Below are 24,886 nucleotides of genomic sequence, written 5' to 3'. Positions count from 1 at the left end.
AACATTCTCATCTTCGCCCGGATGTCCGTTCTGCGCGGAAAGGTCGAACCGGCCCCGATCAGGGCAGGGCGGGGACTAACCTGCGGGTGGATTTGTCGATTCGGTGAGGGGTTCGATGGACGAGCGGTTGATCGACTGGACCGGGGAGCGCTGCGTTCCCTGGGCGGATGACGTGCAGGTGGTCTACGAGCACTACCACCGGTACGCGCTGGCGGCCCGCTTCGTCCGCGGCAAGCGCGTCCTCGATCTGGCCTGCGGCGAGGGCTACGGTGCCGCGCTGCTGGCCGCCGAAGGCGCCGAGGTCGTCGGCATCGACATCGACGAGCGCACCATCGAGCACGCCCGCCGCAACTATCCCGGGGCCGACTTCCGGGTCGGTTCGATCACCGACCCGGACCTGCTCGCCGACGCCGCGCCGTTCGACGTGGTGGTCTGCTTCGAGGCCATCGAGCACGTCGAGGACCACGACGCGGTGCTCGCGCTGGTGAAGTCCAAGCTGACCCAGGACGGGCTGTTCTTCAGCAGCACCCCGGACACCGCCGTCTACAGCCACGACCACGGCAACGAGAACCCGTTCCACGTGCGGGAACTCACCGCGCAGCAGTACCACTCGCTGCTGGAGGACAACTTCCGGCACGTGGCGGTGCTCAAGCAGAACGTCACCGCCGGTTCGCTGCTGGTGCCGTTCGACCACGGCGATCCGGACACCGCGATCGAGGGCGTGCGGCTGCAGACGCTCGAACCGGGGGAGGGCTCGTGGACCGTGCGGCAGGGCGTGCCGCACACCTACTTGCTGGGCATCGCTTCGAACCGGCAGCTGCCGAAACTGCCCGCCGCGGCGGTGCTCACCGATGCCGCGCTGACCCTGGCGCGCGGTGCCGAGGTGGGTTCGCTGGAGAGCGAGCGCGATGCCGCGGTGGCCGACGTGTCCAGGCTCAACGAGCTCTACCAGCGCAGTCGCACCGAGTCCGAGGAGCTCAAGTCGGCGGTCGCCCGGGTCGAGGAGCTGCGGAAGTCGGCGGAGGAGCGGGCCGACGAGACAGCGGGCGAGCTCGCCCGGCTGACCGATGAGCTGCAACGGCGCGAGCGGGACGGGGAACGGGACGCGGCGCGCATCGAGTGGTTGCGTGACACCGTGGCCGGGTTGGAGACCCGCGTCGCCGACGCCGAGCGGCAGGCTTCCGAGCTGGGCGAGCGCAACGCCGAACTCGCCGCGCAGAACTCCGCGCTGGTGCAGCGGGCGGTCGGCAAGTACCGCGAAGTCGTGGAGCGGGTCGCGCCGCGCGGCACCGGCAGGCGGGACGCCTACGAGCTCCTGCTCGGCCGCGAGCCCGGCGTCCCGCAGGTCGCCGAGCAGCCCGAGACCGGACCGCTGCCCGTGCCGCGCAGCGACAAGCCGCTGGTCAGCGTGATCGTGCCGGTGCACGGGAAGTGGCCCTACACCCGGCAGTGCCTGCGGATGCTGGGCGGGCACATCGTGTCCGTGCCGTTCGAGGTGATCGTCGTCGACGACGCGTCCCCGGACGACAGCGCGGCCAAGCTCGCCGAGTGCGAGGGCGTTCGGCTGGTACGCGCCGAGCGCAACCTCGGCTTCATCGGGGCCTGCAACCTCGGTGCCGAGCACGCGCGCGGTGAGTACCTGTTCTTCCTGAACAACGACGCCGAGGTCACCGAGTCCTGGCTGGACGTCCTGGTCGAGACCGCCCGCTCCGACGAGCGCATCGGGATGGTCGGGGCGAAGCTCGTCTACCCGGACGGGCGGTTGCAGGAGTGCGGCGGCATCGTGTGGTCCGACGGCACCGGCTGGAACTACGGCCGCGACCGCGACGCGGCGGGCGCCGAGTTCAACGTGCTGCGCGACGTCGACTACTGCTCCGGTGCGGCGATCCTGCTGCGCGCCGACGTGTTCCGGCAGGTCGGCGGCTTCGACTCGCGATTCGCGCCCGCCTACTACGAGGACACCGACCTGGCCTTCGCGGTCCGCGCCGCCGGCTACCGCACCGTCGTGCAGCCGAAGGCCGTGGTCGTGCACCACGAGGGCGTGTCCAACGGAACCGACGAGAGCTCCGGGGTGAAGCGGCACCAGGAGATCAACCGGCGGGTCTTCGTCGACAAGTGGTCCGCGACGCTGGCCGCCGAACACCTGCCGGAGGCCTCGCCGCGCAACCTGTGGCTGGCCCGGCAGCGCGGTTCGCGCGGGCACCACGGGCCGATCGTGCTGGTCAAGGACCACCAGGTGCCGCGCCCGGACTACGACTCCGGCTCGGTGCGCATCCAGCGGGTGCTCGCCCAGCTCGTCGAGCTGGGCTGCCGGGTGGTGTTCATGCCCGCCAACCACGCTCCGCTGCAGCCCTACACCGAGCGGTTGCAGCAGCTCGGCGTCACCGTGCTTTCCGCGCCCGAGCTGCAGCAGGCCTTCGTGCACGAGGCCGGTTCGGAGATCTCGCTGGCGCTGCTGTCGCGCCCGCAGGTCGCGTGGAGCCTGCTGGAGGAGCTGCGCACCCGCGCCCCGCAGGCCGTGATCGCCTTCGACACGGTCGACGTGCACTTCCTGCGGCTGGAGCGGGAGGCGGAGCTGGCCGAGCAGCAGGGCGAGCGGGACACGGCGAAGGCGCTGACCCGCAAGGCGTTCGCCTCCCGCCAGATGGAGCTCGGCCTGGCCAGGGCCTGCGACGTCACCCTGGTCGTCTCGGAGGTCGAGCAGGCGCTGCTGCGGGAGCTCGTGCCGGAGGCCGACGTCCGGTTGCTGTCCAATGTTCACCACATCCCCGATGAGCAGGCGCGCCCGTCGGGCCGCCGCGATGTGCTGTTCGTCGGCGGTTTCGACCACCCGCCGAACGTCGACGCGGCGCGGTGGGCGGCGCGCGAGGTCATGCCGCTGGTCCGGCGGAAGTGCCCGGAAGCGGTGCTGCACGTCATCGGGAGCAACCCCACCGAGGAGGTCAACGCCCTGGAAGGCCCGGGCGTGCGGGTGCGCGGCTGGGTCCCGGACCTGGAACCGGAGTACGCCGCGGCCCGGGTCACCTTGGCGCCGCTGCGCTTCGGCGCGGGCGTGAAGGGCAAGGTGGGGGAGAGCCTCGCGCTGGGCGTGCCCGTGGTGGGAACACCGGTGGCGGTGGAGGGCATGCACCTGCGGCCGGGCGAGGACGTGCTGATCGGTGCGGACGCCGAGTCCCTCGCGGACGGCGTGCTCACCCTGCTCTCGGACGACGAGAGCTGGACGAACCTGTCCGCGGCGGGCAAGGCCGCCGTGACGCGGCAATTCGGCCCGGACGCCTCGAAATCGGCGCTGCAGGACCTGCTCGCCGAGCTCGACCGGGACTGACGAGAACGGCACGTCCGCCGGCTTCCGGCCGGGGGACGTGCCGTTCGACGTGCTGCGGGGCTACTCCCGCGCGGTGGGCGGGGTCTGGGCCAGCTGCTGGTCGAGCAGGTTCTCGAACGTGTCCTGCGCCGCTTGCTGCGCCTGCTCGGCCGCCGGGTCGCCGGAGACGTCGAGGATGATGGCGTAGTTGTGCGCCACGTAGGCCGTGCGGAACGTGGCATCGGTGGAGACGACCGGAACGCCCTGGTAGGACAGCGACTTCACCTTCGACAGACCGCGCTGGCCGGCGAGGTACTTCTCGACCACCGTCTTCGCGGCCTGCTGATCGGGCAGCTTCAGCGCGATCAGCGTGCTCTTCGGGCTCGTGCCCTCGGTGCCGTTGAACCAGCCGTCCACCAGGCCGTTCTGCAGAGCCGTCTCGGTGACGGGCAGCAGCAGGTTCGCCTTCTCGCCCTGCACGCTCGGCACGTCCAGGAACCCGGCCCACGGGTGCGGCGGTCCGGGGACCGCGACCAGCGCCTCCCGCGAACCGGGCGGCGCGGGCTTGGCCGCGGGCGGTTCGGGAAGCGGCTTCGACGTCGAGGTCGCGGGCGGCGGCGGAGCAGCGGTCTGGTTCTCCCCGGCCGCCCGGTCGTCGCTCTGGCTGGTGAAGAAGAACACCGCCGCGACGATCACCGCGACGAGCAGCGCCCCACCGATGGACAGCCCGGCGATGAGCTTGCCCTTGCCGGGCTTGGCCGCCTTCTCGAAGACCTCCGGGCCCTGCCGCATCCACGGCGCGTCGCCGGTTTCGGCCGCGCCGGGCAGGCCATCGCCCCACGGCGTGCCGGTGGTCTCCACCGGTCCCCAGGGCGGTTGCTGCGGCTGGGGCTGCGACTGCGGGTGGATCGGCGGCCACTGCGCCTGCGGACGCTGCTGGGGCGGTCCCCACTGCGGCGGGGGCGGGGTGTTGCTGCCCGGCGCTCCGGTGGGGTCCGCGGGCGGTTGCGGGGCGACGGGGCGCACCACCTGGGTGGTCTCCTCGCCGGCACCGGAGGGCTGCGCTCCCTGCTGCGGCTGCTGGACGCCCTGCTTGGCGGCATCGCTCCAGCTGAAGGCCGGCGGGAACGGGTCCTTCTGCGCGGAGGGCTGCGAAGGCTGCTGCGCGGGCTGCTCGACCTGCTTGGTCGATTCCTCACCGGCGACGGGCTCGACGGCCCTGGTCGATTCCTCGCCGGTGACGGGGCCGACCGTCGTCGTGGACTCCTCGCCGGTGACGGGCCCCACGGTGGTGGTCGATTCCTCGCCGACCGCGGGCTCGGCGGTCTTGGTCGCGTCCTCTTCCGGGAATCCGTTCGGGTCCCGGGCGAGCAGAGCGTCGCGGCGCTGCCGGTACTCCTCGGCGGATATGCGTCCCGCCGCGAGTTCGGCGTCCAGGTTCTGCAGCTCGTCTTGCCAGGTCACCGATAGGCCCTTTCCGGATGTTCGCGATCGCCCGATGCCACGACATTCTGGCACCCCGGCACGGATGATCGGGGCGCTGTCCGGATAACGAAATAGGTCTGTGCCCAGCCTCAGGAGCCGATTCAGGGCGTGGTGCGCGGTGCCGCGCGGGTAGCGCGCCGTCCGGAACCGGAAACCGCGACTCCGCCGCACGTCGAAACGACCCGCCGACTTCCGGTGACTCGGGCAAAGCGCCCCGGACGATCACCGGCCGCGGATAGGCTATCCCTGTTCATGGCGAGGGTCGGGTAACGAGGTGATTCGGGTGGGGGCAGCGCGCGTCGAGCACGCTCGCCCGGAATTGTTCGCCGATCCGGCGCACGGGTTCGCGTGGATCCGGATGATCGGCGCGCTGGTGGTCATCTACGGGCACAGCTCGCCGCTGTCCGGCCACGGGGATCTGTTCCCGGCCTGGTGGCCGGTGCAGCCCGACGAGGGCGTGCTGATGGGCTTCTTCGCGATGAGCGGCTTCCAGATCACCGAGAGCTGGATGCGCGATCCGCACCTCGGCAGGTTCGGGGTCAAGCGGGTGCTGCGGCTCTGGCCGCCGATGCTGACCGCTTCGGTGGGGATGGCGCTGATCGTCGGCCCGCTGATCAGCGAGCTGCCCGCCGGCGAGTACTTCAGCGCGCACGGCACCTGGGGCTACGTCGTTAACAACGCGGGGCTGCTGGGTCTGCAGCACGAACTGCCGGGTGTGTTCACCGACAACCCGTGGCCGGACGCGGTCAACGGCTCGCTGTGGACGCTTCCGATGGAACTGCTCGCCTACGCGGGCCTGTTCGTGCTGCTCGGAGTGGGTGCGGCCAAGGAGAACCGGCGCTGGCTGGCGGTGCTCGCGCTGGCCGGGCTGGTGGTGTGGGACCGCTACCTGGAGCAGGCGCCGGGCGCCGAGTCGGCCGGATCGCTGCTGAGCGTGCCGATCGAGTCGCTGGTGGCGTTCCTGGTCGCGTTCGCGCTGGGCGTGGTGCTCAACCTGTACCGGATTCCGCTGTCCCCGCTGGCGGCGATCGCCGGGATCGCGGTGCTGGTTGCGATGCCGAACAGCATCGCGGCGTCGTTCCTGATGGCGTTCGCGGTCGGCTACGCGGTCGTGGTCGCGGGGCACTTCTGGCCGGACCGGCTGACGGTTCCCGGGGTGTGGGTCAACGGCAGCTACGGCGTCTACGTGTGGGGTTTCCCAACGCAGCAGCTGCTGGCGCTGGGCGGTATCCGCAACGAGTGGCTGCTGCTGGCCTGCGCCGCTCCCATCGCCTACGTCCTGGGCACGCTGTCGTGGAAGTACGTCGAGGACCCGACGATGCGGCTGCGGCACCTGCTCACCCCGGCCCCAGTGGCCCCAGCGGAGCCCGCCGCTCCCGCGGCGCCCCCGGAGGCCGAGCAGGACGCCGATCCGGAGCCCGCCGCGCGCACGGGACGCCATCACGTCGAACCGCCACCGGCGCCCGGAGGTCCCGCTCGTGCGGAGCCGCCACCGCGACCCGAACGCCCCTCCCGAGCGGAACCGCCCCGCCCGGTGGGACCGCCCCGCCCCGCGGAACCGCAGGCGACGCCTGGTTCGGCATGGCGTCCGCCACCGAGGCAGGTCCCGGCGCCTCCGCCGGGTCGCCGACCGTCCGCACCGCGGCGTCCGGCCCCACGGGAGGAATCGCCGCTGACCAGACGGCTGTCCGGGGAAGCGGGCGGACCGCAGCGCCCGGTGCGCCCGCCGCGGCCGGACCTCGAGGAGACCCGGCCGTTTCGCCCGCGAGGTGTGGATCCCAATCGGGACGACCCGCGCTGAGCGGGGCGTATCGTGGCGGACATGGCGCTTTTCGGTGCAAGGACGAGCATGATCGACCCGGCGTCGGCTCTTCCGGGCCGGGACACCCCGATGCCGGTGGACCCGCAGCACGCGGTGTTCACCGATCGCAGCATCGTCGGCCCGTTCCCCGAGGGCATGGCCACCGCAGTGGTGGGCATGGGCTGCTTCTGGGGTGCCGAGCGGGTCTTCTGGCGGACCGAGGGCGTGTGGAGCACAGCGGTCGGCTACGCGGGCGGGTACACCCCGAACCCGACCTACGAGGAGGTCTGCTCCGGCCTGACCGGGCACACCGAGGCGGTGCTGGTCGTGTTCGACCCGGCGAAGATCAGCTACTCGCAGGTGCTGAAGGCCTTCTGGGAGAACCACGACCCGACCCAGGGCATGCGCCAGGGCAACGACATGGGCACCCAGTACCGCTCGGCCATCTACTACGCGGACGAGCAGCAGAAGGCCGAGGCCGAGGCGAGCCGCGACGCGTTCGGGGCAGCGCTGGCCGAGGCGGGCAAGGGCCCGATCACCACGGAGATCGCCGAGCTCAAGGCCTTCTACTACGCCGAGACCTACCACCAGCAGTACCTCTCGGACGCCAAGAACCCGAACGGATACTGCGGCCTCGGCGGCACCGGCGTCTCCTGCCCGGTTGGCCTGGGCATCCAGAGCTGACCCAGCCGAAACAGCAGCACCCCCTCGACCGGGCAGGCCGAGGGGGTGCTTCTGCGTCGGCTGTCAGCCGTCGAAGCGGTCCGACTTGACTGCGTCGAGGAACGAGGCCCACTGCTCACGGCTGGCCGTGAAGTAGCCCAGGCTGCGGTCCTTCGTATCGCGCACGGCAGCGCCGTCGTCGATGCGGCCGACCTCGACGCACGTGTCGGTGTTTGCGCTGCGGCTCGACTTCCGCCAGCCCGTCGGGGTCCGCGTTAAACTCATGCTGTCGTCTCCAGTTCCTTGATGACACCAGCGATGAGCTCCACGGACGCGGCGGGACTCATCGCCGTTTTCTCTACTGTTTCCACTGCGGATCGATATTCGGCGGTATCTGCGTCCTCGTGGAAAAACAGCCCTGCACGCCTGTTCTCGATGTGCACCATGGGCGGGTACAGGGACGATTCGAGGAACACGAACTGGCCCTCAAGGGCTGGGTTCCAGCCGGCCTTGGCGGGGATGACCTGAACGGTGACGTGCTCGTATCGGCTTAGATCGAGCAGGGAGCGCAGCTGGTCGGCCAGCACGGTAGCGCCGCCGATGTGCTGCCAGAGTGCGGCCTCGCCAATCAGGGCGTGCAGCTCGACGGGCTGGCGTCCGGTGATGATCTCCTGACGGCCGATGCGAGTGGCCACCCGCGTTTCGATCTCCCCTGGTGGCACCTCGGCGGCACGCATGATGGCGCGGGCGTAGTCGGAGGTTTGCAGCAACCCGGGGATCAGCGACGGCGACACGTTAGTAATCCGGCGCGCTTTCCGTTCCAGGTCGATCAGTGCGGACAGCTGTCTGCTGCGGTCTCCGGCCGAGACCGCCAGCCACTGGGGTTCGTGCTGGCCCCGGGAAAGGTTGAGGGTTTCGTCTCGCGCGTCACCGGTGACACCGCAGGCATCCAGGGCACGGGCGACCTCGGCGGTGCCAGGCACGCGGTTACCGGACTCCCAGCGGGAGATCGTTGACCGGTCTATCCCGAGTCGTGTGGCGAGCGCGCGGGTGCTGAGACCTGCGGATTCGCGGATCTCACGGAGGCGCAATCCGAGGGCCCTGGTTTGGGTGGTGGCGGTGACAGCCATGCCCGCAACCCTAGAGCGCGGCGTAGCGCGATGTCGATCGTCCTTCGATCGGGCCATTGCCGGGTGTGCCAATTGATGCCAGCCTATCGGCACTGGCACAGATTGTTATTGCGCTCACACCGTAGCTTTGGGGGCTCATCGTGTTCCGACCGCATCCGTTCAGCTGGCGACCCGGTGCCGATCGGGTTCGTCACGCGACCACGCAGGACATGCCCCGCGACGGCGCCCGGTTCGAGTCCCTGTGCGGCGTGACGACGACCGCCGACTGCGGTGAGGCGGCGTGGCTGCACCCGACCTGCGATGCCTGCAACGCCGAGGCGCACCGCGTGGCGGGTGTGCCGATGCCGCTGGCGAATGCCCGATGAGCGGGCAGAACGCGCAGGCGGCGTTGCGGATGCGGGAGGTGCAGTGGGCGCTCGACGACGCCGCGCACCGGATGCCCCGGGGTGAGGTGCCGGACTCCGAGCTGGAGAACCTCGCCGACCGGCTCTCCGCGCTGGCTCAGATGGTGCGGCCGGAGGAGGCGCCCGAGGTCGTCGAGGGTGGCGCGGTTCCGGCGGTCGAGCAGTGATCGCGCCACCGCTCCCGGTCGCAGGTCCGCGAGTCCGGGCCGTGTCGTGGTCCGGCACGTTGCCGCCGCCCGAAACGCCTCCCGAAACGCCAGCCGAAACGCCAGCCGGGCCGCCCGCCGAAGCGCCAGCCGAGCGCACCGACCGCTTGTATCTGCCGCCGTCGCTGGACGAGGCGCCGCCGTCGCCGCTCGCCGGTGCCGGGTGGTGCCGCGAGCCCGAGGTGCTGCTGCGGCTGCTCGAAGGGCTCGCCGCCCTGTAGACCCCGGTGCCCGTGTTGCCACCCCCAGCCGACACCGGCACCGGTCCCGGCCGGGGTGACCCCGACACCCCGGCCGCCAGCCACCGCGGCGCGCGTCTTGGCCAGGGGTCGCCGCGGTCCGGGCGGGGGCCGGTGCATCTCCGAGCCGGTCCTCGCCCAGCTCTCCGACCACGCCGATCCGCACGGCAGACCAGCTCCGGCTGGGGCTTTCCCGTTGCTGCGGCCGGTCGAGGCATCGGGCACCCGAGAACGCCCGGCACGCCTGCGCGGTGTGCGGGGGACTGCGTGGGCGGGGCCTGCGCGCGGGTGCGGTTGCCCGGAGCGAACAGCGAGAACCCCCGGCCGAAGTATCGACCGGGGGTTCTCGGTGAGAGCGGATGACGGGATTCGAACCCGCGACCCTCACCTTGGCAAGGTGATGCGCTACCGCTGCGCTACATCCGCGTATTCAGTGCATCCCGGAGCTCGCCGCCCCGTTCGCTGTTAGTAAGTACTTTAGCGCACCGTTCAACGGGTGTTCATGGGGGGCCCCGGACTGCGCGGCGGACGGGTGACGCGGGGTGGCTCCGCTTGGCGTGACCAGGGGTCATGATCGACAATGGCCGTGCCGTCGATGACGGAGTCGGTACGGTGGCCCCACGCCGGGTGACCACCGGTCGCGACGAGTTGGTGTTCCAGTGACCAGCCCGGGTGGGCGGGGAGGCGACGATGAACCGGGTGGTGCGAGGCTCCGACGGCCGCGAGTGGACGATCAAGGCCAATCTGGAGTGGTCCAACCCGATTTCGGTGGACGAGTTCGAGCACGAGGTCAACGGTGGTTCGGGACCGTCGATCATCGTCGGCGCGGCGCTGGGGTTCCTGGTGGTTCTGTTCATCGTGTGGACCCCGGAGGAGGTGATCGTCCCCTGGTGGTTGATCACGCTGCTCGTCCTGGTGATCCTGTTCTTCCCGGTGCGGTGGCTGGTCCACCGCCCGTGGTCGGTCTACGCGGCGACTCCCGGTGACGCCGACGAGAACCCGCCGGAGACCTGGGTCGGCGTGGTGCGCGGCTACGTGGACGCCCGCACCGAGGTCTCCAAGGTGGCCCGCGAGATCGAGCTCTACGCCGAGCCCGACATGAACGGCAGCCTCCAGCCCACCGAATAGCCGCGATGGCCGCGATAGCCGGGACGGCCGAGCTCGGGTTCGCCCGCCGCCGCGTTCGCGAGCCGAGTGCGGCGGCCGGTTCTTGGGCACACTGGGGTGATGCCGGAACTTCCCGAGGTGGAGGCGTTGGCCCAGCACCTGCGCGCGCACGCGGTGGGGCGCTCGGTCACGCGCGTCGATCCCGCGTCGATGAGCGCGCTGAAGACGGTTCGGCCACCGCACTCCGATCTGCGGGGCCGGGCGGTCACCGACGCACGGCGGCACGGCAAGTACCTGGACCTGGACTGCGACGGTCTGCACCTGGTGTGCCACCTCGCCAGGGCGGGTTGGTTGCGCTGGTCCGACGAGCTCTCACCCGCGCCGCCGAAACCGGGCAAGAGCCCGATCGCGCTGCGGGTGCACCTCGGCGGGCCGGGATTCGACCTCACCGAGGCGGGCACCCAGAAGAGGCTCGCGATCTGGGTCGTCACCGATCCGGCGGAGGTGCCGGGGCTGGCCCGGCTCGGCCCGGACGCGCTGGAGATCGACGCCGGAGGGCTCGGCGAACTGTTCCGGGGCCGCACCGAGCGGATCAAGACGCTGCTGACCGATCAGTCCGCGCTCGCCGGCATCGGCAACGCCTATTCGGATGAGATCCTGCATGCCGCTCGGCTGTCCCCGTTCGCCGTTGCGGGCAGGCTCGACGACGCCGCGGTCGACCGGCTGCACTCCTGTGCGCAGCAGATCCTCGGTGACGCCGTGCAGCGCTCGGTGGGGCAGGACGCCGCGCGGCTGAAGGCCGAGAAGCGCTCCGGGATGCGGGTGCACGGCCGTACCGGTTTGCCGTGCCCGGTGTGCGGTGACACGGTCCGGGAAGTCTCCTACACCGACCGGTCGCTGCAGTACTGCCCGACCTGTCAAACCGGTGGAAAACAGCTGGCGGACCGGCGGATGTCCCGGCTGCTGAAGTGACCTGTCCACAACCTGTGGACAACTCGCCGAGTTGTGCACAGGTCATCATTCCTGCGCAGGGGCGGCTCTTCCGCTGAGCAGAACGATCTGGACCGTTCACCGACGGAAATATCGCACTTACCGTAGTCGTCTTGCTTCTGTGCGCACGGGTCGGGCAGATTGATGTTGTGGCGGAGTTGTTGACAGAGCGGACGGTCTTGACCACGCTCGCGGCCCTCGCCGTGCTCGGCATGTTCGTCCTGCTGTGCCGCGCACGCCGGGTGAGCACTTCGGTGGAGGACGCCACGCTGGCGGCCCTGCACGGGGTGACGAGCGTGGCGCCCTTCCTGCGCGAGGGCCTGAACCAGGAGTCGGCCGACGGTGCGGCCCCGCACCTGCGCAGGCTGCTGTCCTGCGTGGCGGTGGGCATCGTCGACGCCGACGGCACGCTGCTGAGCTGGGACGGCGAAGCCAACCACCACTACGCCGACCTGCGCACCAAGATCGAGCAGGTGCTGCGGACGGGCAAGCGGGACTTCCTGGACCACGGCGACGTGGTGTGCGAGCAGCGCCCCTGCCCGATGCGGCACGGCGCGGTGGTGCCGCTGACCGTCGAGGGCGAGGTGCGCGGCGCGCTGAGCGTGATCGCCGGTGGTGACCGCAAGCGCCTGATGGTCGCCGCGGGCGAGGTGGCGCACTACGTGTCCACCCAGCTGGAGCTCGCCGAGCTGCAGGAGTCCAAGGAACGCCTCGCGCAGGCCGAGGTTCGGGCGCTGCGCGCGCAGATCTCCCCGCACTTCATCTACAACGCGCTCAACACCATCGGCTCGCTGATCCGCACCGATCCGGAGCACGCGCGGGATCTGCTGCAGGAGTTCGCCGACTTCACCCGCTACTCGTTCCGCAACAGCGGTCTCTACACCACGCTGGCCGACGAGATCCGCAACATCGACCGCTACCTGACGCTGGAGAGCGCGCGGTTCGGCCCGGACCGGCTCAGCGTCGAGCTCAAGATCGCTCCCGAGGTGCTGCCCGTGGTGGTGCCCTTCCTGGCGCTGCAACCGCTGGTGGAGAACGCCGTGCGGCACGGGCTGGCGAACAAGCCCGGCGGGGGCACCGTCTCGGTCACCGCGGAGGACCACGGCTCGGAGGCGCTGATCAGCGTCGACGACGACGGCATCGGGATGGACCCGGAACTGCTCGACGAGGAGCTCGCCAGCGCGCACCTCACGGGCGCGCACGTGGGCCTCGGCAACATCAACAACCGGATGCGGGCCACCTTCGGCAACGACTACGGCCTGGTCGTCGAGACCGAGCAGGGCGCGGGCATGAAGGTCATGATGCGGGTTCCCAAGTTCGCCCCCGGCGTTCGCCCGGCCGCGCACCCGGTCGCCGAGCAGCCCGTGGGGTTGGCCGCCGGACCGGCGATCAGCCGGTAGCGTTTCGGTATGAACGACAACACGCCGCACAAGCTCACCGACCTGGTGAGCAACGTGACCGGAAAGCTGCCGGGCAAGCTCGCCGAGAAGGCCGAACGCGGTCCAGTGGTCGCGGTGGTCAAGCTGCACGGGCCGATCACCCCGCAGCCCTCGCCGATGAGCAGGCCCACGATCTCGACGCAGACCACCGAGTCCGCACTCACCCGCGCGTTCAGCCAGGACCGGTTGTCCGCAGTGGTGCTGTCGATCAACTCGCCCGGTGGTGCGCCGACGCAGTCCGCGCTGGTCGCCGACCGGATCCGCGGTCTGGCCGCGGAGAAGAACGTGCCGGTGCTGGCGTTCTGCGAGGACGTCGCGGCCTCCGGCGGCTACTGGCTGGCCTGCGCCGCCGACGAGATCTACGCGCACCAGACCTCGATCGTCGGATCCGTCGGCGTGGTCAGCGCGAGCTTCGGGATGACCGGGCTGCTGGACAAGCTCGGCGTCGAGCGACGCGTCTACACCGCTGGCGACAACAAGGTGCGCCTCGACCCCTTCCGCCCCGAGAAGGAGGAGGACGTGCGGTGGCTGCGCGGTCTGCAGGACGAGCTGCACGGCCAGTTCACCGACTGGGTGCGGAAGCGGCGCGGGGCGAAGCTCTCCGGCTCGGAGAGCGAGCTGTTCTCGGGCGAGGTGTGGACCGGTTCGAAGGCAGCCGAGCTGGGGCTCGTCGACGGCGTCGGCACGTTGCGCGAGATCGTGGAGAGCAAGTACCCGGACGCGCACATCCAGACGGTGGAGGCACGCAAGCCGCTGCTCGCGCGGCTGGGCATGAGCGCTTCGGCGGTCATGGGCCGAAGCCCCGCCGAGAGCGTGCTGTCCACGTTCGACGCGCTGGAGCACCGCGCGCTGTGGAGTCGTTTCGGGCTCTGAGCCCCGATTCCGGCGGTCCTCCGTCGGGCCGTGGAATTGAGCCGGACGGAGGATCGCTGCGGCGTTGATCGCGTAACTTGTTCAGAGTAGTTTCTTACGCTAAACGGGCGAAAAATCGCTCCACAGCGCCCGAAATGGTGCCGAATGCTCGCCACGGCCGGGTAGACCGCGCTAACAACGAGTCTCCGAGCGCCGAGCGTGGTACCGGATCGGGACATGGACAGGTGCGCCAACGGCGCGGCACGATTTGGGTTGCTTTGAGTACACGAGAGAATCCCGCAGGGCTCGTCGTCCTCGCCGTGGACGACGAACGCGCCGGCTTGGACGAGATGAACTACCTGCTCGGCAGCAACCCACGCGTCGGGCGGGTGCTGACGGCCTTCGACGCTGCCGAGGCGCTGCGCCTGATGCGCAGCGACGACGCCGAGCTGGCCGGTCGTCGCGACGGCGATGAGTCCATCGTGGACGCGGTGTTCGCCGATGTCTCGATGCCGGGACTGAGCGGGATGGAACTCGCCCGCGTGCTCGCCGCCTTCCGGAACCCGCCCGCGCTGGTGTTCATCACCGGACACGAGGAGAACGCGCTCGAGGCGTTCGAAGTCGGGGCGCTGGACTACATCATGAAGCCGGCGAACTCCGAGCGGGTCGATCGCGCGCTGCGTTCCATCGAGCGGAACAAGCAGCAGAACGGTGGTGGCGACGACCGGCAGCCGCAGCGGCAGCTGGAAGCGCCCGCTCCGGACGACGACGAGGTCATCCCCGTCGAGCTCGGAGGCACCACGCGGATGATCCCGCGCAAGGAGGTGCGCTGGGTCGAGGCGCAGGGCGACTACGCCCGGCTGCACACCAGCGAGGGCTCGCACCTGGTGCGAATCCCGCTGGCGCAGCTGGAGGAGCGCTGGTCCGAGGCCGGATTCCTGCGCATCCACCGGTCTTTCCTGGTGTCGCTGGACCTGGTCACCGAGCTGCGGATGTCCTCGTCGGGCTACTCGGTGGTGCTCGGCGGCGGCTCGGAGACCGAACTGCCGGTCTCGCGCAGGCACACCCGCGAGCTCAAGGACCGCTTGGTGCGGGCACCCCGGCAGAACTGGGACGAGCAGTGAGCCGCCGATGAGTCCCGAGGGGTTCGACATCCGGGCCAAGCTCGGGGATTCGGCACCGCGGCCGCGCCGCAAGCGGGTGGTGCTGGCCGACCGGCGCGGCCGCCAGGTCCCGCGCGTGCGGGTGGAGCTGGAGGAGCAGACCGGGGCGCTGGAAGGACTCGTCCGCGATCTGGTGGAGCGGCAGCTGCGGGTCGCACTGCTGCTCACCGGGATCACCGTGCTCGTGCTGTTCGGCCTTCCGCTGCTGTTCTGGCTGGTTCCGGAGATCGGGGAGTTCCAGCCCTTCGGCCTGCGGGTGCCGTGGCTCGTGCTCGGCGTGCTGATCTACCCGGTGCTGGTCGGTATCGGCCTGGTCTGCACGCGCGTGGCCGAGCGCAACGAAGAGGACTTCGCCAACATGCTCGACGAGTGATCGGCTCGTCCGCGTCGCACGGCTGAGCAGCGATCCTCGGCGCCGGGCGGCACGTCCGGCCCGGCTCCTCGCGCCGCCTCGCGCGACCAGTTCAATCCGCCCGCCGGGTCTGGCATGATCTTCGACGGAAGTGCTCCGTTGGGCGGCATGGTGCGATGATTTCCGATCTGTGGTCCCTCACCGGCGTCGTGTTGATCGTGATCGCGACGGTGGGCGTTGGCATGTGGGGATCGAAAACCTCGCGCACCAGGGATTTCTCCGCCGCCCGCAAGCCCGTCCGCGAGGAGCGCAACGCGGCGGCGATCTCCGGCGAATACCTGTCCGCGGCCTCGTTCCTCGGTGTGGCCGGGCTGGTGCTCAAGGACGGCGTCGACGCGCTCTGGTACCCGATCGGATTCGCCGCCGGGTACCTCGCGCTGATGCTGTTCGTGGTCGCGCCGATGCGCCGCTCCGGGGCCTTCACCATGCCGGACTTCGTCGAAGCGCGGTTGAACTCGCTCAACCTGCGCTCGCTGTGCACCGTCTTCGTGGTGATCATCGGCTGGTTGTACCTGGTGCCGCAGCTGCAGGCGGCCGGTCTGACGCTCTCGGCGATCGGCGGATTCCGCTACCACCACCTCGGGATCATCGTGGTCGCGGTGATCGCGTACGTGAGCATCATGACCGGCCTGCTGAGCGCGGTCACCCTGGTTCAGGCGTTCCAGTACTGGGTGAAGCTGTTCGCGATCACGCTGCCCGCCTTCGCGCTGCTGCTGGTGTTCGTCACCGGCCAGCAGCAGCAGTCCCTGGGCGAACCGGTGCCGCCGGTGTTCCCGCGCGACACCGCGGTGCACATCGACACCGACGTGCGGTTGCAGGTCAGCGAACCGGTCTGGCTCGCGCAGTCGGATCCGGGGGGCGAGCCCGGCGCGGTCTACCTGCAACCGGGCACGCACCTGGTGGAAGCGGGCAGCGAGCTGCGCTTCCCGGCTGGCGCGGCGGTTCCCGTGGTCTCGGACGCCGAGCCGAACAACGAGAACTGGCTGCTGCCGCAGCGCGACGGGGTCTCCGGGCTGCTGGAGACCTATTCGATCCTGATCGCGACGTTCCTGGGCACGATGGGTCTTCCGCACGTGCTGGGCCGCTTCTACGCCAACCCCTCCGGTGAGGGCGCGCGGCGCACCGCGCTCTACGTGCTTGCGCTGCTGGGCGCGTTCTACCTGTTCCCGACGATCTTCGGGCTGCTCTCCCGGCTGTACACGCCGAGGTTGCTGGTCACCGGGCACACCGATGCCGCGGTGCTGCTGCTGCCGCACGCGATGCTGGGCAACTGGCTCGGCGGGGTGCTGGCCGCGGTGACCGCGGCGGGCGCGTTCGCGGCGTTGCTGTCCACCTCCTCCGGGCTGGTGGTCAGCCTCGCCGGGGTGCTCTCGTCCCGCGACGGGTTGTGGGGGCGCACCATGAGCTTCCGGGCGGGCGCCGCGCTGTCCTGCGTGGTTCCGGTGCTGCTGGCGCTGCCGCTGGAGGACCACGACATCGCGCAGAGCGTCGGGCTGGCGTTCGCGATGGCCGCGTCCACGTTCTGCCCGGTGCTGGTGCTGGGCATCTGGTGGCGCGGGCTCACCGACATCGGCGCCACCTGCGGGATGATCACCGGTGGGGTGCTGGTCGCGGCCTTCGCGCTGGCCGGCCTGGCCGGACCGGGCACCTGGTGGGCGGAGCTCGCGGGCCAGCCCGCACTGGTCACGGTGCCGATCGCGTTCGCGGTGACCTACGGGGTCAGCCGCGCCACCCGGAACCGCATCCCCAGCGGTGTCGCGCGGCTGATGCTGCGGTTGCACGCGCCGGATCGGCTCGGTTTCGTGAACATGCCCCCGACCGAGGGCTCTGGGCCGTCCGGCGGACGGCACCAGCGGTAGTCGCATTCGTCAGGTGGTGGAGGGACGCATCGCGTACCTCCGTTCGGCGGGACTTCTGCTGCAGAAGAATCATTGTTCGCGCAAACAACAACTTTCCGTCGCTAATCGTCCGATCGCATTCGTCGATCAATAGGCCGACCGAGTGAAAAATCGCCCAATCGACGCATTCTTCCCGCTGCTATTTCGGCTACAGTTCTTCACTCGATCGTTAGCGTTCCTACTCCTAACGGTCCTTCACATCAGATCCTGCAGGTCCGTAGCGTTCCGGCGTTGTTGACATTCCGGTTCGCGGCTCCGTGACCTGCACGGGGCGTGGACATCTGTTTGGTGGGAGGAGTGCCGTGGGAGCCACGGACCAAGACGGGTCCGGGTCCGGTATCAACGCCGAAACCTGGGCCGCTGCGCAAAGCAGCCCCGAATTCGCTTCCTTGCGTCGCAAGCTACGTAACTTCATCTTCCCGGTATCGGCGTTGTTCCTGGCCTGGTACCTGGTGTACGTGCTGCTCGCGGACTACGCGCACGGATTCATGAGCATCAAGCTGGTGGGCAACATCAACATCGGCCTGGTGCTCGGTCTTCTGCAGTTCGTTTCCACGTTCGCGATCACCACCTGGTACGTGATCTACGCGAACAAGAACCTCGACCCGATCGCCGAACAGATCAAGGACACGGTTGAGGGAGGCGACAAGTGAACCTCGTGCACGCGTCCCTGCCGCTCGCCCAGGCGGCGACCGGTGGAAACCCCTTGCTCAACATCGGCATCTTCGCGGCGTTCGTGGTGGCCACGCTGGTCATCGTGTTCCGGGCCAGCAAGAACACCAAGACGGCTGCCGACTACTACGCGGCGGGTCGCTCGTTCAAGGGCTGGCAGAACGGCATCGCGATCTCCGGTGACTACCTGTCGGCGGCCTCGTTCCTCGGCATCGCGGGCGCCATCGCGGTCAACGGCTACGACGGCTTCCTGTACTCGATCGGCTTCCTGGTGGCCTGGCTGGTGGCCCTGCTGCTGGTCGCGGAGCTGTTGCGCAACACCGGCAAGTACACGATGGGCGATGTGCTCAGCTTCCGGATGCAGGAGCGTCCGGTGCGCACCGCCGCCTCCATCTCCACGCTGTCGGTGAGCTTCTTCTACCTGCTCGCGCAGATGGCCGGTGCCGGCGGTCTGGTCGCCCTGCTGCTCGGCGTGACCAGCCAGGCCGCGCAGTCCCTGGTGATCGCCGTGGTCGGCGCCGTGATGATCGTCTACGTGCTGATCGGCGGCATGAAGGGCACCACCTGGGTGCAGATCATCAAGGCGGCGCTGCTCATCGCGGGCACCTTCGTGATGACCGCCTGGGTGCTGGCCATCTACGGCTTCAACCTCTCCGGCCTGCTCGGTCACGCGGCCGAGGTCGGCGGCGAGGGCGTGCTCAACCCGGGCGCCAAGTACGGCGAGTCCCCGACGAGCCAGCTGGACTTCCTCTCGCTGGGCCTCGCGCTGGTGCTGGGCACGGCGGGTCTGCCGCACGTGCTGATGCGCTTCTACACCGTGCCCACCGCCAAGGAGGCGCGCCGCTCGGTCGTGTGGGCGATCTGGCTGATCGGCCTGTTCTACCTGTTCACCCTGGTGCTGGGCTACGGGGCGGGCGCCATGGTGGGCGCCGACAAGATCAAGAACGCGCCGGGCGCGGTGAACTCGGCCGCGCCGCTGCTGGCCTCCTACCTGGGCGGTCCGCTGCTGCTCGGCTTCATCTCCGCGGTCGCCTTCGCCACCATCCTGGCGGTGGTCGCCGGTCTGACGATCACCGCCTCGGCGTCGTTCGCGCACGACATCTACGCCAACGTGATCAAGAAGGGCGCCGTCGACGACAAGAACGCGGAGGTCCGGGTCGCCCGGATCACCGCGGTGGTCATCGGCATCCTGTCGATCCTCGGCGGCATCGCGGCGAACGGGCAGAACGTGGCGTTCCTGGTCGCGCTGGCCTTCGCGGTCGCGGCCTCGGCGAACCTGCCGACGCTGCTGTACTCGCTGTTCTGGAAGCGGTTCACCACCACCGGTGCGCTGTCCTCGATGTACGGCGGTCTGATCATCACGGTCGTGCTGATCGTGCTGTCCCCGGCCGTGTCGGGCAACGAGGACGCGATGTTCCCCGGTGCGGACTTCGCGGTGTTCCCGCTGCAGAACCCGGGTCTGGTGTCGATCCCGCTGTCGTTCCTGCTCGGTTACCTGGGCACGATCTTCAGCAAGGATGAGGACGGCGGCGAGAAGTACGCCGAGATGGAGGTCCGCTCCCTGACCGGGGCGGGCGCCGAGAAGGAGGTCAGCCACTGACGTCCTGACCCGCGCTTCCAGCGGGCGAACGAGTTCGAGGAGGAGCGTCCCGGGCCGGTCGGTCCGGGACGCTTCGTCCGTTCGCCCCCGCGCGGCGGGGCGCGGAGGTCACGGCTCGGTGTCCCCTCACGCGCAGTTGACACCGCACGTGGCACCATCGGCGGGGTGACTACTCCACCTCCTGGGCCGGTGCCCGGCGTGCAGCCCGAGGAACTGCCCGAGCGGTTGCCGGAGAACAGCGCGCTGCTGGACGTCCGCGAGAGCAACGAGTGGCAGGTCGGGCACGCGCCCGAGGCCGTGCACATCCCGATGAGCGAACTGGTGCAGCGCCTCGACGAGATCCCGCAGGCCGACCAGGTCTACGTGGTCTGCCGTTCGGGCGGCCGGTCCGCGAAGGTCGCCGCCTACCTCAACGCCAACGGCTGGGACGCGGTCAACGTCGAGCGCGGGATGAACGGTTGGTCGGCCATCGGCAAGCCGATGGTGTCCGAGGAAACCGGCAGCGAGCCCTACGTGCTGTGACGAACTCCCCGCAGCAGCCCCGGACGGAGTGGGTCGCCACTCCGCCCGGCGGTCCGCGCCGAGTTCCGCCCCGGCGCAAGCCGCGGCCGTACGCCGGTCCGCCGTCCTACCCGGCGGTGCCGCGCTGGGGGTTTCCGCAGCTCGCGTGGCGCTGGCCGCTGGCGCTGCCCGCGCGCCGCGGCGCCGACCCGATGGAGCGCGTCGAGGCGGCCGCCGGCACCGCCATCGCGGTCCTGTGGGTCACCGCCGGGGTCGCCGCGCTGGCCACCGCCGCCGAGATCTGGCGCTACGCGTTGCTGGTGATCAGCCGCGACGGGACGCTCTCGCGTCCGGTGCTGGCGATCTCGGATGCGCTGGTCGGCACCACCGGGCTGATCCTCTGGCTGCTCGGCGTGCTCTGCGGGGTGTTCGTCGTGCTCTGGGGCCTGCGCGCCCGCGCCGCCGCGACCGAGCGCTCCGGCCTGCGCAGCGCGCGCCCGGACTGGCAGGTCCTGGTGGGCGTGCTGGTGCCGGGTCTGAACCTGTTCGTGCCGGGTTCGGTGCTGGCCGAGCTGGAGCACTCGGTGCTGGTCGCCGAGGGAGCCCGCGAGCCCGGTGCCCGTCCGTCGCCGAGTCTCGCGGTCCGGTTCTGGTGGGTGCTGTGGGCGGCCACCCTGATCTTCGGGCTGCTCGCGTTCGCCTGGGGATTCCGCGAGGGCGTGCAGGCGATGGCCGACGGCGTGGTGCTGCACGCGATCAACGCCGCGCTGGTCACCGCGCTGGCCGTGCTCACCGCGCGGGTGGTGCACGAGCTGACCAGGTTGCTCACCCCGCTCGACCCGACCGAGCTGCGGTTGTTCCGCGTTCGCGGAGTGCGCGCGGCACCACAACCGGAGCGCCCGGAACGTCCGCGCACCGCGCCTCGCTGACCGGCGTCGAATGCGTTCATCGGGTGAAAATCGGACACGCCGCCCGGCTGGGTCCCGGGGCGATTGCGCGCCGGTGCGCATAATGGGTCGCGTGCCCCAGCCGTTTCCCGCCGTCGTCGCGCACCGGGGAGCCTCCGCGTCGCGCGCCGAGCACACCCGGGGCGCCTTCGAGCAGGCGCTCCAGCAGGGGGCGGACGGGCTGGAATGCGATGTCCGGGTCAGCAGGGACGGGCAGCTCGTCTGCGTGCACGATCGCCGCATCGATCGCACCTCGAACGGGCGCGGCGCCGTCAGCGACCTCACCGTCGCGGAGATGGCCGGGGTGGACTTCGGATCCTGGCATCACCCGCACGAACCGGAGCACGGCGTGCTCACCCTCGACGAACTGCTCGGCATGTTGGCTGACCTGCGGAATCGGCCCCGGCTGTTCGTGGAGACCAAGCACCCGGCCCGCTACGGGGGACTGGTCGAGCGGAAGCTGGCCGCGCTGCTGGCCCGGCACGGCCTGACCACGCCCCGGGTCCGCGCGGACGCGCCGGTGCTGATGATGTCGTTCGCCGAGGCCGCAGTTCGGCGCTTCAAGGCGGCCGCGCCGCGGGTGCCGACCGTGCTGCTGCTCTCCCAGATCCGCGGCGTGCGTCGCGGCGGGGTGCTGCCGACCTGGGCCGACGTGGCCGGGCCGGACGTACGCCTGCTGCGCGCCGATCCGGGTTTCGTCTCCCGGGTCGCTGCGCTGGGACGGGACACCTACTGCTGGACCGTCGACGAGCCCGCCGACATCGAGCTGTGCAAGCGGTCGGGAGTGCGCTACGTGGCGACGAACCGGCCCGACGCCACCCGTTCCCACCTGGATGATCCCGATTTGGCCAGGTTCGGTAGCGTCGCTGAGTAGTCACTGCTAGCGATTGGATCTGCCGTGTCGAAGCGAGCCGCGACCCAGCCCCAGCCGGAAGGCGCCGTCGGTCCGCGCAAGCCCTGCCCGTGCGGTTCCGGCAAGCGGTACAAGAACTGCCACGGCCGTGCCGGTGGCGCCGCTGACGTGATCGTGACCAGGCCCTTCGAGGGCCTGGCGATGGAGCCCGAGCTCGTCGCGCTCCGCGAGTTCGTGCCGTCGGCGACCGCGAAGCTCCCGCTGCGCGACGGCTCGCCGGTCACCCTGGCCAGCGTGCTGCCGATGGCCGCCGCCGCGCTGCGCCGCAACGACGACGTGGCCTTCGTCGGGATGCAGGTGCAGACCCATTCCGGCGATATCAGCCGCGATCTGGCCCGTGCGATCGAGTGGGTCGGCCAGGCCGAGGTGGGCGAGTCGTTGCCGGTCGTCGGGCCGGAAACCGCCGAGGCGGGGAGCATCCCGCCGCGGTTGCAGGACGTCCTGGACGTCGACGCCAAGCTGGACATCGAGCTGCACTCGGACTTCGCCTGGTGGCTGCCGGAGGACGTGGAACCCACCGGCGAGGTCGCGCTCTCGCTGGAGCGCGCGAACGCGGCGATCATGCCCACCGAGCGGCTCCACGGCCTGGAGGCCGCGTACTGGGTCGACGCGGGTGAGAAGGCGCATCTGCGCTGGGTCCGCCCGGAGCCGGAGGAGAAGCTGCTGAGCGCGATGGCCCGGCTGTCCGCGCGCGGCGAGCTCGCGCTGGGCGAGGAGAGCCGCTACGCCGGATCGTTCCGCGCGCACGGGCTGCTGGTGCCGGTGTGGGACCTGGACCCGGACATGCACGCCCGCGAGTGGGACGAGCCCGCCGCCGCGCTGGGCCGCAGGCTCGACGAGGCGCTGACCTCGCTCGACGAGCAGCCGCTGGACGCCGCGGAGCGGCGTGCCCGCGACGGTCTGCGCGGTCGCCAGGTGACCATCCGCTGACCGTCCGGAACTCACCACCGCGCAGCGGTGCGGGCGATCGCACCGCTGCGCGGAACGGGTGATCTCGGGCGATCGGGCAACCCGCGCGCTTCCGGACGCGTGTCCTCCACAGCTGGACCGGATGTCTGGAGGTGGAGGTGTGACCGCGCACTCGCCCGCCGTTGCCGCCGCCGAGACGCCCGGGATGCGACTGGGGCACGCGCGCCGGGGGGACATGGCAGCGACGGAAGACGACTTCGCCGAATTCGTCCGGGTGGCTCTACCCGGGCTGATGCGCTACGGACACGCTCTGACCGGTAATCCGCACGACGCCGCCGACCTGGTGCAGACGGTGCTGGAGAAGGTCGGTGCGCGCTGGAGCAGGATCGGCTCGAACTGCCAGGACCCGACCGCCTACGTGCGCAAGGCGATGGCCAACGCGCACATCAGCCGCTGGCGGCGCACCCGCAAGGAGACGCTGCTCGCCGAGTTCCCCGACGTCCCGTCCGTCCCGCAGCAGGATCGCCTGGAGAACGAGCCGATCTGGGAGGCGCTGCGCGAACTCCCGTCGCGGCAGCGCGCGGTGGTGGTGCTGCGCTACTACGAGGGCCTCTCCGAGGTGGAGATCGCCGAGACCCTGGGGGTCAGCTGCGGAACGGTGAAGAGCCAGGCCAGCAAGGCGATGTCCGCGCTGCGCAAACGGCTCGGCCCGGCGGCGGAGGGAGGTGACGCGTGATGGACCCGGAGGACGAGCTGCGGCGGGTGCTGCGCGACGAGCGCTTGGACGTCCCGGTGCGCACCGGCGCCGAGTGGTCGATGGTGGCCGCCGCGCGTCGCCGCAGGCATCGCAACGCGGCGCTGGCCGCGGGTGCGGCCGCGCTGCTGGCGGTGCTGGGCACCGGAGGTGGCATCGCCGTCGTTCAGATGAATTCGCAGGAGCCCGCGCCGGGGCCCGCTCCGCCGGTGGTCCAGCACCCGACGCCCGCGCCGAGCCCGCCGCACGGCACCACGCGTCCCGAGCCCCCGAGCGGGCACAGCCCGGGCATGCCGCCGCGGTGGGTCCCGCCCGGCGGTGGTGGCGGTGGCGGCGGCGGTGACCGCACCGAGCCGTCGCAGCGCACCGAGCGGCCGGATCCCCGGCGCACCAGCGAGCCCCCGGAACCGTCGATCCTGCGCCGTCCGGTGGAGACGCCCCCGAGCACCCCGGAGCGGCAGGAGGAATCGGCCCCGTCGGGCGAGGGGACCGCACCCAACTCGCCGAGCGGCAGCGACGGCGACGGGCAGCAGGGGCAGGACCCGCAGCAGGGCCCGCCGCAGGAGACCCCCTCCGGAGAGAACAACACCCCGGACGGCTGAGCCGACCGGGGTGCCAGTGGTCCCCCGGGAGTCCGCGGAGCCCGGTGCGACGGGCTCGCGGGACTCGTGAACCGGGTCGCCGAGGGTTACAGGGCGCCGCCGGCGGCCTTGGGCGCGGTCGGGTCCTGACCCCCGTCACCGACGGATTCGCGGGCCAGCCAGGTCTCCACGCTGAACAGGTCGCCCTTGGCGCGATCGACCACGTTGAGCAGCGTGGACATCGAGGAGACCTCCTCGACCTGCTCCTTGAGGAACCACTGCATGAACTGCTCGCCCAGGTAGTTGCCCTCGTCGCGGGCGGTCTTGGCCAGCGTCTCGATCTCGCGCGTGACCTCGCGCTCCTGCTCCAGGGCCAGCGCGATCAGCTCGCGGGTCTCGGAGAACTCGTTGCGTACCTGCTCGATCGCCGGGATCTGCGGCGTGATGTCGTTGTCCATGAGGTACTGGACGATCATCATCCCGTGGTTGCGCTCTTCCAGCGACTGGCGGTAGAAGTGCGCGGCCAGCTGCGGGAGATCGTTGTCGTCGAACCAGACCGCGACCGCGATGTACTGCTGCGAAGCGGTGAGCTCGTTGCGGACCTGTTCCTGCAGCAGCTTCTCGAACTGCGATTCCTTGTGCTGGATTTTCTTCGCGGTGACAGCCATGCCATCAAGGTACTCTGGAATTGCTCAAGATTCATCGCAGGGAAACCTAAGAATGGTTTGGTTTCCCTTGGCTGACGCGGGCCTCCAGAAAGGTTTGCCTAAATTAAATGAGTCAAGGCAAACCTCGCTGGTTCGATCTTCGCGCAGCGCCGTTAGCTGCGAAAACCTTGATCCGTTCCGATTCGCGAGAACCTGGTCGGCTGCCACCTCGCTCTTTCGGTGTTCGGCTGTTCCGGAAATATGATCTG

Annotated in this window: 25 protein-coding genes and 1 tRNA gene; 21 read left to right on the top strand and 5 right to left on the bottom strand. The window is 70.3% G+C overall.

The window, feature by feature from the left end:
• Nucleotides 1–115: 115 nt before the first annotated feature.
• A complete protein-coding gene (locus ABD289_RS03620) occupies nucleotides 116–3,325 on the top strand; it encodes a glycosyltransferase (protein WP_344126474.1) in 3,210 nt (1,069 codons plus the stop codon).
• A 60-nt stretch (nucleotides 3,326–3,385) separates the two neighbouring features.
• Here the strand turns inward: ABD289_RS03620 and ABD289_RS03615 are convergent, their stop codons facing one another.
• Nucleotides 3,386–4,768, bottom strand: coding sequence for a hypothetical protein (locus ABD289_RS03615; protein ID WP_344126472.1), 1,383 nt, complete (start codon nucleotides 4,766–4,768; stop codon nucleotides 3,386–3,388).
• A 304-nt stretch (nucleotides 4,769–5,072) separates the two neighbouring features.
• Between ABD289_RS03615 and ABD289_RS03610 the strand changes: the two genes are divergently transcribed.
• Nucleotides 5,073–6,590 (top strand): acyltransferase family protein, encoded by a 1,518-nt coding sequence (locus ABD289_RS03610; RefSeq protein ID WP_344126470.1) that lies wholly within the window; start codon nucleotides 5,073–5,075, stop codon nucleotides 6,588–6,590.
• A 21-nt stretch (nucleotides 6,591–6,611) separates the two neighbouring features.
• Nucleotides 6,612–7,274, top strand: coding sequence for a peptide-methionine (S)-S-oxide reductase MsrA (msrA, locus tag ABD289_RS03605; RefSeq protein ID WP_344126468.1), 663 nt, complete (start codon nucleotides 6,612–6,614; stop codon nucleotides 7,272–7,274).
• 63 nt (nucleotides 7,275–7,337) lie between these two features.
• Here the strand turns inward: msrA and ABD289_RS03600 are convergent, their stop codons facing one another.
• The gene (locus tag ABD289_RS03600) at nucleotides 7,338–7,538 is read right to left on the bottom strand and encodes a DUF397 domain-containing protein (protein WP_344126466.1); all 201 of its coding nucleotides are present in this window, start codon (nucleotides 7,536–7,538) and stop codon (nucleotides 7,338–7,340) included.
• Complete coding sequence (locus ABD289_RS03595; RefSeq protein WP_344126464.1) at nucleotides 7,535–8,383, bottom strand: helix-turn-helix domain-containing protein; 849 nt, start codon at nucleotides 8,381–8,383, stop codon at nucleotides 7,535–7,537. Before ABD289_RS03595 ends, ABD289_RS03600 begins: the two co-directional genes overlap by 4 nt.
• Nucleotides 8,384–8,523: 140 nt before the next feature.
• Here ABD289_RS03595 and ABD289_RS03590 point away from each other — a divergent pair, with 140 nt between their 5' ends.
• From ABD289_RS03590 to ABD289_RS03580, 3 genes are read left to right on the top strand one after another with little or no spacing between them, the layout of a single operon-like run.
• Nucleotides 8,524–8,748: an HC3 family zinc finger protein gene (locus tag ABD289_RS03590; RefSeq protein WP_344126462.1), complete on the top strand. Its 225-nt coding sequence runs from the start codon at nucleotides 8,524–8,526 to the stop codon at nucleotides 8,746–8,748.
• Nucleotides 8,745–8,954 carry a hypothetical protein gene (locus ABD289_RS03585; RefSeq protein WP_344126460.1) on the top strand — a complete coding sequence of 70 codons (210 nt, stop codon included), beginning with the start codon at nucleotides 8,745–8,747 and terminating at the stop codon, nucleotides 8,952–8,954. The genes ABD289_RS03590 and ABD289_RS03585 overlap by 4 nt, the downstream gene beginning before the upstream one ends.
• Before the next feature lie 41 nt (nucleotides 8,955–8,995).
• Complete coding sequence (locus tag ABD289_RS03580) at nucleotides 8,996–9,214, top strand: hypothetical protein (RefSeq protein WP_344126458.1); 219 nt, start codon at nucleotides 8,996–8,998, stop codon at nucleotides 9,212–9,214.
• Between the two features lie 372 nt (nucleotides 9,215–9,586).
• On the opposite strand, the gene ABD289_RS03575 is transcribed toward ABD289_RS03580, so the two are convergent.
• Nucleotides 9,587–9,658: transfer RNA gene (locus ABD289_RS03575), tRNA-Gly, on the bottom strand.
• A 264-nt stretch (nucleotides 9,659–9,922) separates the two neighbouring features.
• Between ABD289_RS03575 and ABD289_RS03570 the strand changes: the two genes are divergently transcribed.
• From ABD289_RS03570 to ABD289_RS03500, 15 genes are all read left to right on the top strand, one after another.
• Nucleotides 9,923–10,360, top strand: a complete 438-nt coding sequence (locus tag ABD289_RS03570; RefSeq protein ID WP_344126456.1) for a DUF983 domain-containing protein — start codon at nucleotides 9,923–9,925, stop codon at nucleotides 10,358–10,360.
• Between the two features lie 99 nt (nucleotides 10,361–10,459).
• Nucleotides 10,460–11,311, top strand: a complete 852-nt coding sequence (locus tag ABD289_RS03565) for an Fpg/Nei family DNA glycosylase (RefSeq protein ID WP_344126454.1) — start codon at nucleotides 10,460–10,462, stop codon at nucleotides 11,309–11,311.
• A 167-nt stretch (nucleotides 11,312–11,478) separates the two neighbouring features.
• The gene (locus tag ABD289_RS03560; protein ID WP_344126452.1) at nucleotides 11,479–12,729 is read left to right on the top strand and encodes a GAF domain-containing sensor histidine kinase; all 1,251 of its coding nucleotides are present in this window, start codon (nucleotides 11,479–11,481) and stop codon (nucleotides 12,727–12,729) included.
• Nucleotides 12,730–12,738: 9 nt separating this feature from the next.
• Nucleotides 12,739–13,641 carry a S49 family peptidase gene (locus ABD289_RS03555; protein ID WP_344126450.1) on the top strand — a complete coding sequence of 301 codons (903 nt, stop codon included), beginning with the start codon at nucleotides 12,739–12,741 and terminating at the stop codon, nucleotides 13,639–13,641.
• A gap of 257 nt (nucleotides 13,642–13,898) precedes the next feature.
• Entirely contained in the window at nucleotides 13,899–14,744 is an 846-nt protein-coding gene (locus ABD289_RS03550; RefSeq protein WP_344126448.1) for a LytR/AlgR family response regulator transcription factor, read from the top strand.
• A gap of 7 nt (nucleotides 14,745–14,751) precedes the next feature.
• On the top strand, nucleotides 14,752–15,156 hold the full coding sequence (locus tag ABD289_RS03545; protein ID WP_344126446.1) for a hypothetical protein: 405 nt from the start codon (nucleotides 14,752–14,754) through the stop codon (nucleotides 15,154–15,156).
• Between the two features lie 155 nt (nucleotides 15,157–15,311).
• Nucleotides 15,312–17,054, top strand: coding sequence for a sodium/solute symporter (locus tag ABD289_RS03540; protein WP_344126443.1), 1,743 nt, complete (start codon nucleotides 15,312–15,314; stop codon nucleotides 17,052–17,054).
• Nucleotides 17,055–17,395: 341 nt separating this feature from the next.
• Nucleotides 17,396–17,746: a DUF485 domain-containing protein gene (locus tag ABD289_RS03535; protein WP_425564545.1), complete on the top strand. Its 351-nt coding sequence runs from the start codon at nucleotides 17,396–17,398 to the stop codon at nucleotides 17,744–17,746.
• Nucleotides 17,743–19,365: a solute symporter family protein gene (locus ABD289_RS03530; RefSeq protein WP_344126441.1), complete on the top strand. Its 1,623-nt coding sequence runs from the start codon at nucleotides 17,743–17,745 to the stop codon at nucleotides 19,363–19,365. Before ABD289_RS03535 ends, ABD289_RS03530 begins: the two co-directional genes overlap by 4 nt.
• A 165-nt stretch (nucleotides 19,366–19,530) precedes the next feature.
• Nucleotides 19,531–19,887 carry a rhodanese-like domain-containing protein gene (locus ABD289_RS03525; protein ID WP_344126439.1) on the top strand — a complete coding sequence of 119 codons (357 nt, stop codon included), beginning with the start codon at nucleotides 19,531–19,533 and terminating at the stop codon, nucleotides 19,885–19,887.
• Nucleotides 19,884–20,795: a DUF4328 domain-containing protein gene (locus ABD289_RS03520; RefSeq protein ID WP_344126437.1), complete on the top strand. Its 912-nt coding sequence runs from the start codon at nucleotides 19,884–19,886 to the stop codon at nucleotides 20,793–20,795. The genes ABD289_RS03525 and ABD289_RS03520 overlap by 4 nt, the downstream gene beginning before the upstream one ends.
• Nucleotides 20,796–20,877: 82 nt before the next feature.
• Nucleotides 20,878–21,687: a glycerophosphodiester phosphodiesterase gene (locus tag ABD289_RS03515; protein ID WP_344126435.1), complete on the top strand. Its 810-nt coding sequence runs from the start codon at nucleotides 20,878–20,880 to the stop codon at nucleotides 21,685–21,687.
• 24 nt (nucleotides 21,688–21,711) lie between these two features.
• A complete protein-coding gene (locus tag ABD289_RS03510) occupies nucleotides 21,712–22,656 on the top strand; it encodes a DUF5926 family protein (protein ID WP_344126433.1) in 945 nt (314 codons plus the stop codon).
• Nucleotides 22,657–22,795: 139 nt separating this feature from the next.
• The gene (locus tag ABD289_RS03505; protein ID WP_425564544.1) at nucleotides 22,796–23,371 is read left to right on the top strand and encodes a SigE family RNA polymerase sigma factor; all 576 of its coding nucleotides are present in this window, start codon (nucleotides 22,796–22,798) and stop codon (nucleotides 23,369–23,371) included.
• Entirely contained in the window at nucleotides 23,368–23,991 is a 624-nt protein-coding gene (locus tag ABD289_RS03500; RefSeq protein ID WP_344126431.1) for a hypothetical protein, read from the top strand. The genes ABD289_RS03505 and ABD289_RS03500 overlap by 4 nt, the downstream gene beginning before the upstream one ends.
• 86 nt (nucleotides 23,992–24,077) lie before the next feature.
• Here ABD289_RS03500 and ABD289_RS03495 read toward each other — a convergent pair whose 3' ends face one another.
• Nucleotides 24,078–24,638 (bottom strand): ferritin, encoded by a 561-nt coding sequence (locus tag ABD289_RS03495; RefSeq protein WP_344126429.1) that lies wholly within the window; start codon nucleotides 24,636–24,638, stop codon nucleotides 24,078–24,080.
• Nucleotides 24,639–24,886: the final 248 nt, after the last annotated feature.

The organism is Saccharopolyspora halophila (genome assembly GCF_039531955.1).
In the GTDB taxonomy this organism is placed as follows: Bacteria; Actinomycetota; Actinomycetes; order Mycobacteriales; family Pseudonocardiaceae; genus Saccharopolyspora; species Saccharopolyspora halophila.
This window is presented reverse-complemented; position numbering and strand designations above follow the sequence as displayed.

Bases quoted from the DNA above. Each gene is read 5' to 3' on its own strand.
- ABD289_RS03515 (WP_344126435.1), top strand. From the start codon at position 20,878: ATGGGTCGCGTGCCCCAGCCGTTTCCCGCCGTCGTCGCGCACCGGGGA.
- ABD289_RS03545 (WP_344126446.1), top strand. From the start codon at position 14,752: ATGAGTCCCGAGGGGTTCGACATCCGGGCCAAGCTCGGGGATTCGGCA.
- ABD289_RS03570 (WP_344126456.1), top strand. From the start codon at position 9,923: ATGAACCGGGTGGTGCGAGGCTCCGACGGCCGCGAGTGGACGATCAAG.
- msrA (WP_344126468.1), top strand. From the start codon at position 6,612: ATGGCGCTTTTCGGTGCAAGGACGAGCATGATCGACCCGGCGTCGGCT.
- ABD289_RS03540 (WP_344126443.1), top strand. From the start codon at position 15,312: ATGATTTCCGATCTGTGGTCCCTCACCGGCGTCGTGTTGATCGTGATC.
- ABD289_RS03585 (WP_344126460.1), top strand. From the start codon at position 8,745: ATGAGCGGGCAGAACGCGCAGGCGGCGTTGCGGATGCGGGAGGTGCAG.
- ABD289_RS03565 (WP_344126454.1), top strand. From the start codon at position 10,460: ATGCCGGAACTTCCCGAGGTGGAGGCGTTGGCCCAGCACCTGCGCGCG.
- ABD289_RS03495 (WP_344126429.1), bottom strand. From the start codon at position 24,638: ATGGCTGTCACCGCGAAGAAAATCCAGCACAAGGAATCGCAGTTCGAG.
- ABD289_RS03555 (WP_344126450.1), top strand. From the start codon at position 12,739: ATGAACGACAACACGCCGCACAAGCTCACCGACCTGGTGAGCAACGTG.
- ABD289_RS03620 (WP_344126474.1), top strand. From the start codon at position 116: ATGGACGAGCGGTTGATCGACTGGACCGGGGAGCGCTGCGTTCCCTGG.
- ABD289_RS03600 (WP_344126466.1), bottom strand. From the start codon at position 7,538: ATGAGTTTAACGCGGACCCCGACGGGCTGGCGGAAGTCGAGCCGCAGC.
- ABD289_RS03595 (WP_344126464.1), bottom strand. From the start codon at position 8,383: ATGGCTGTCACCGCCACCACCCAAACCAGGGCCCTCGGATTGCGCCTC.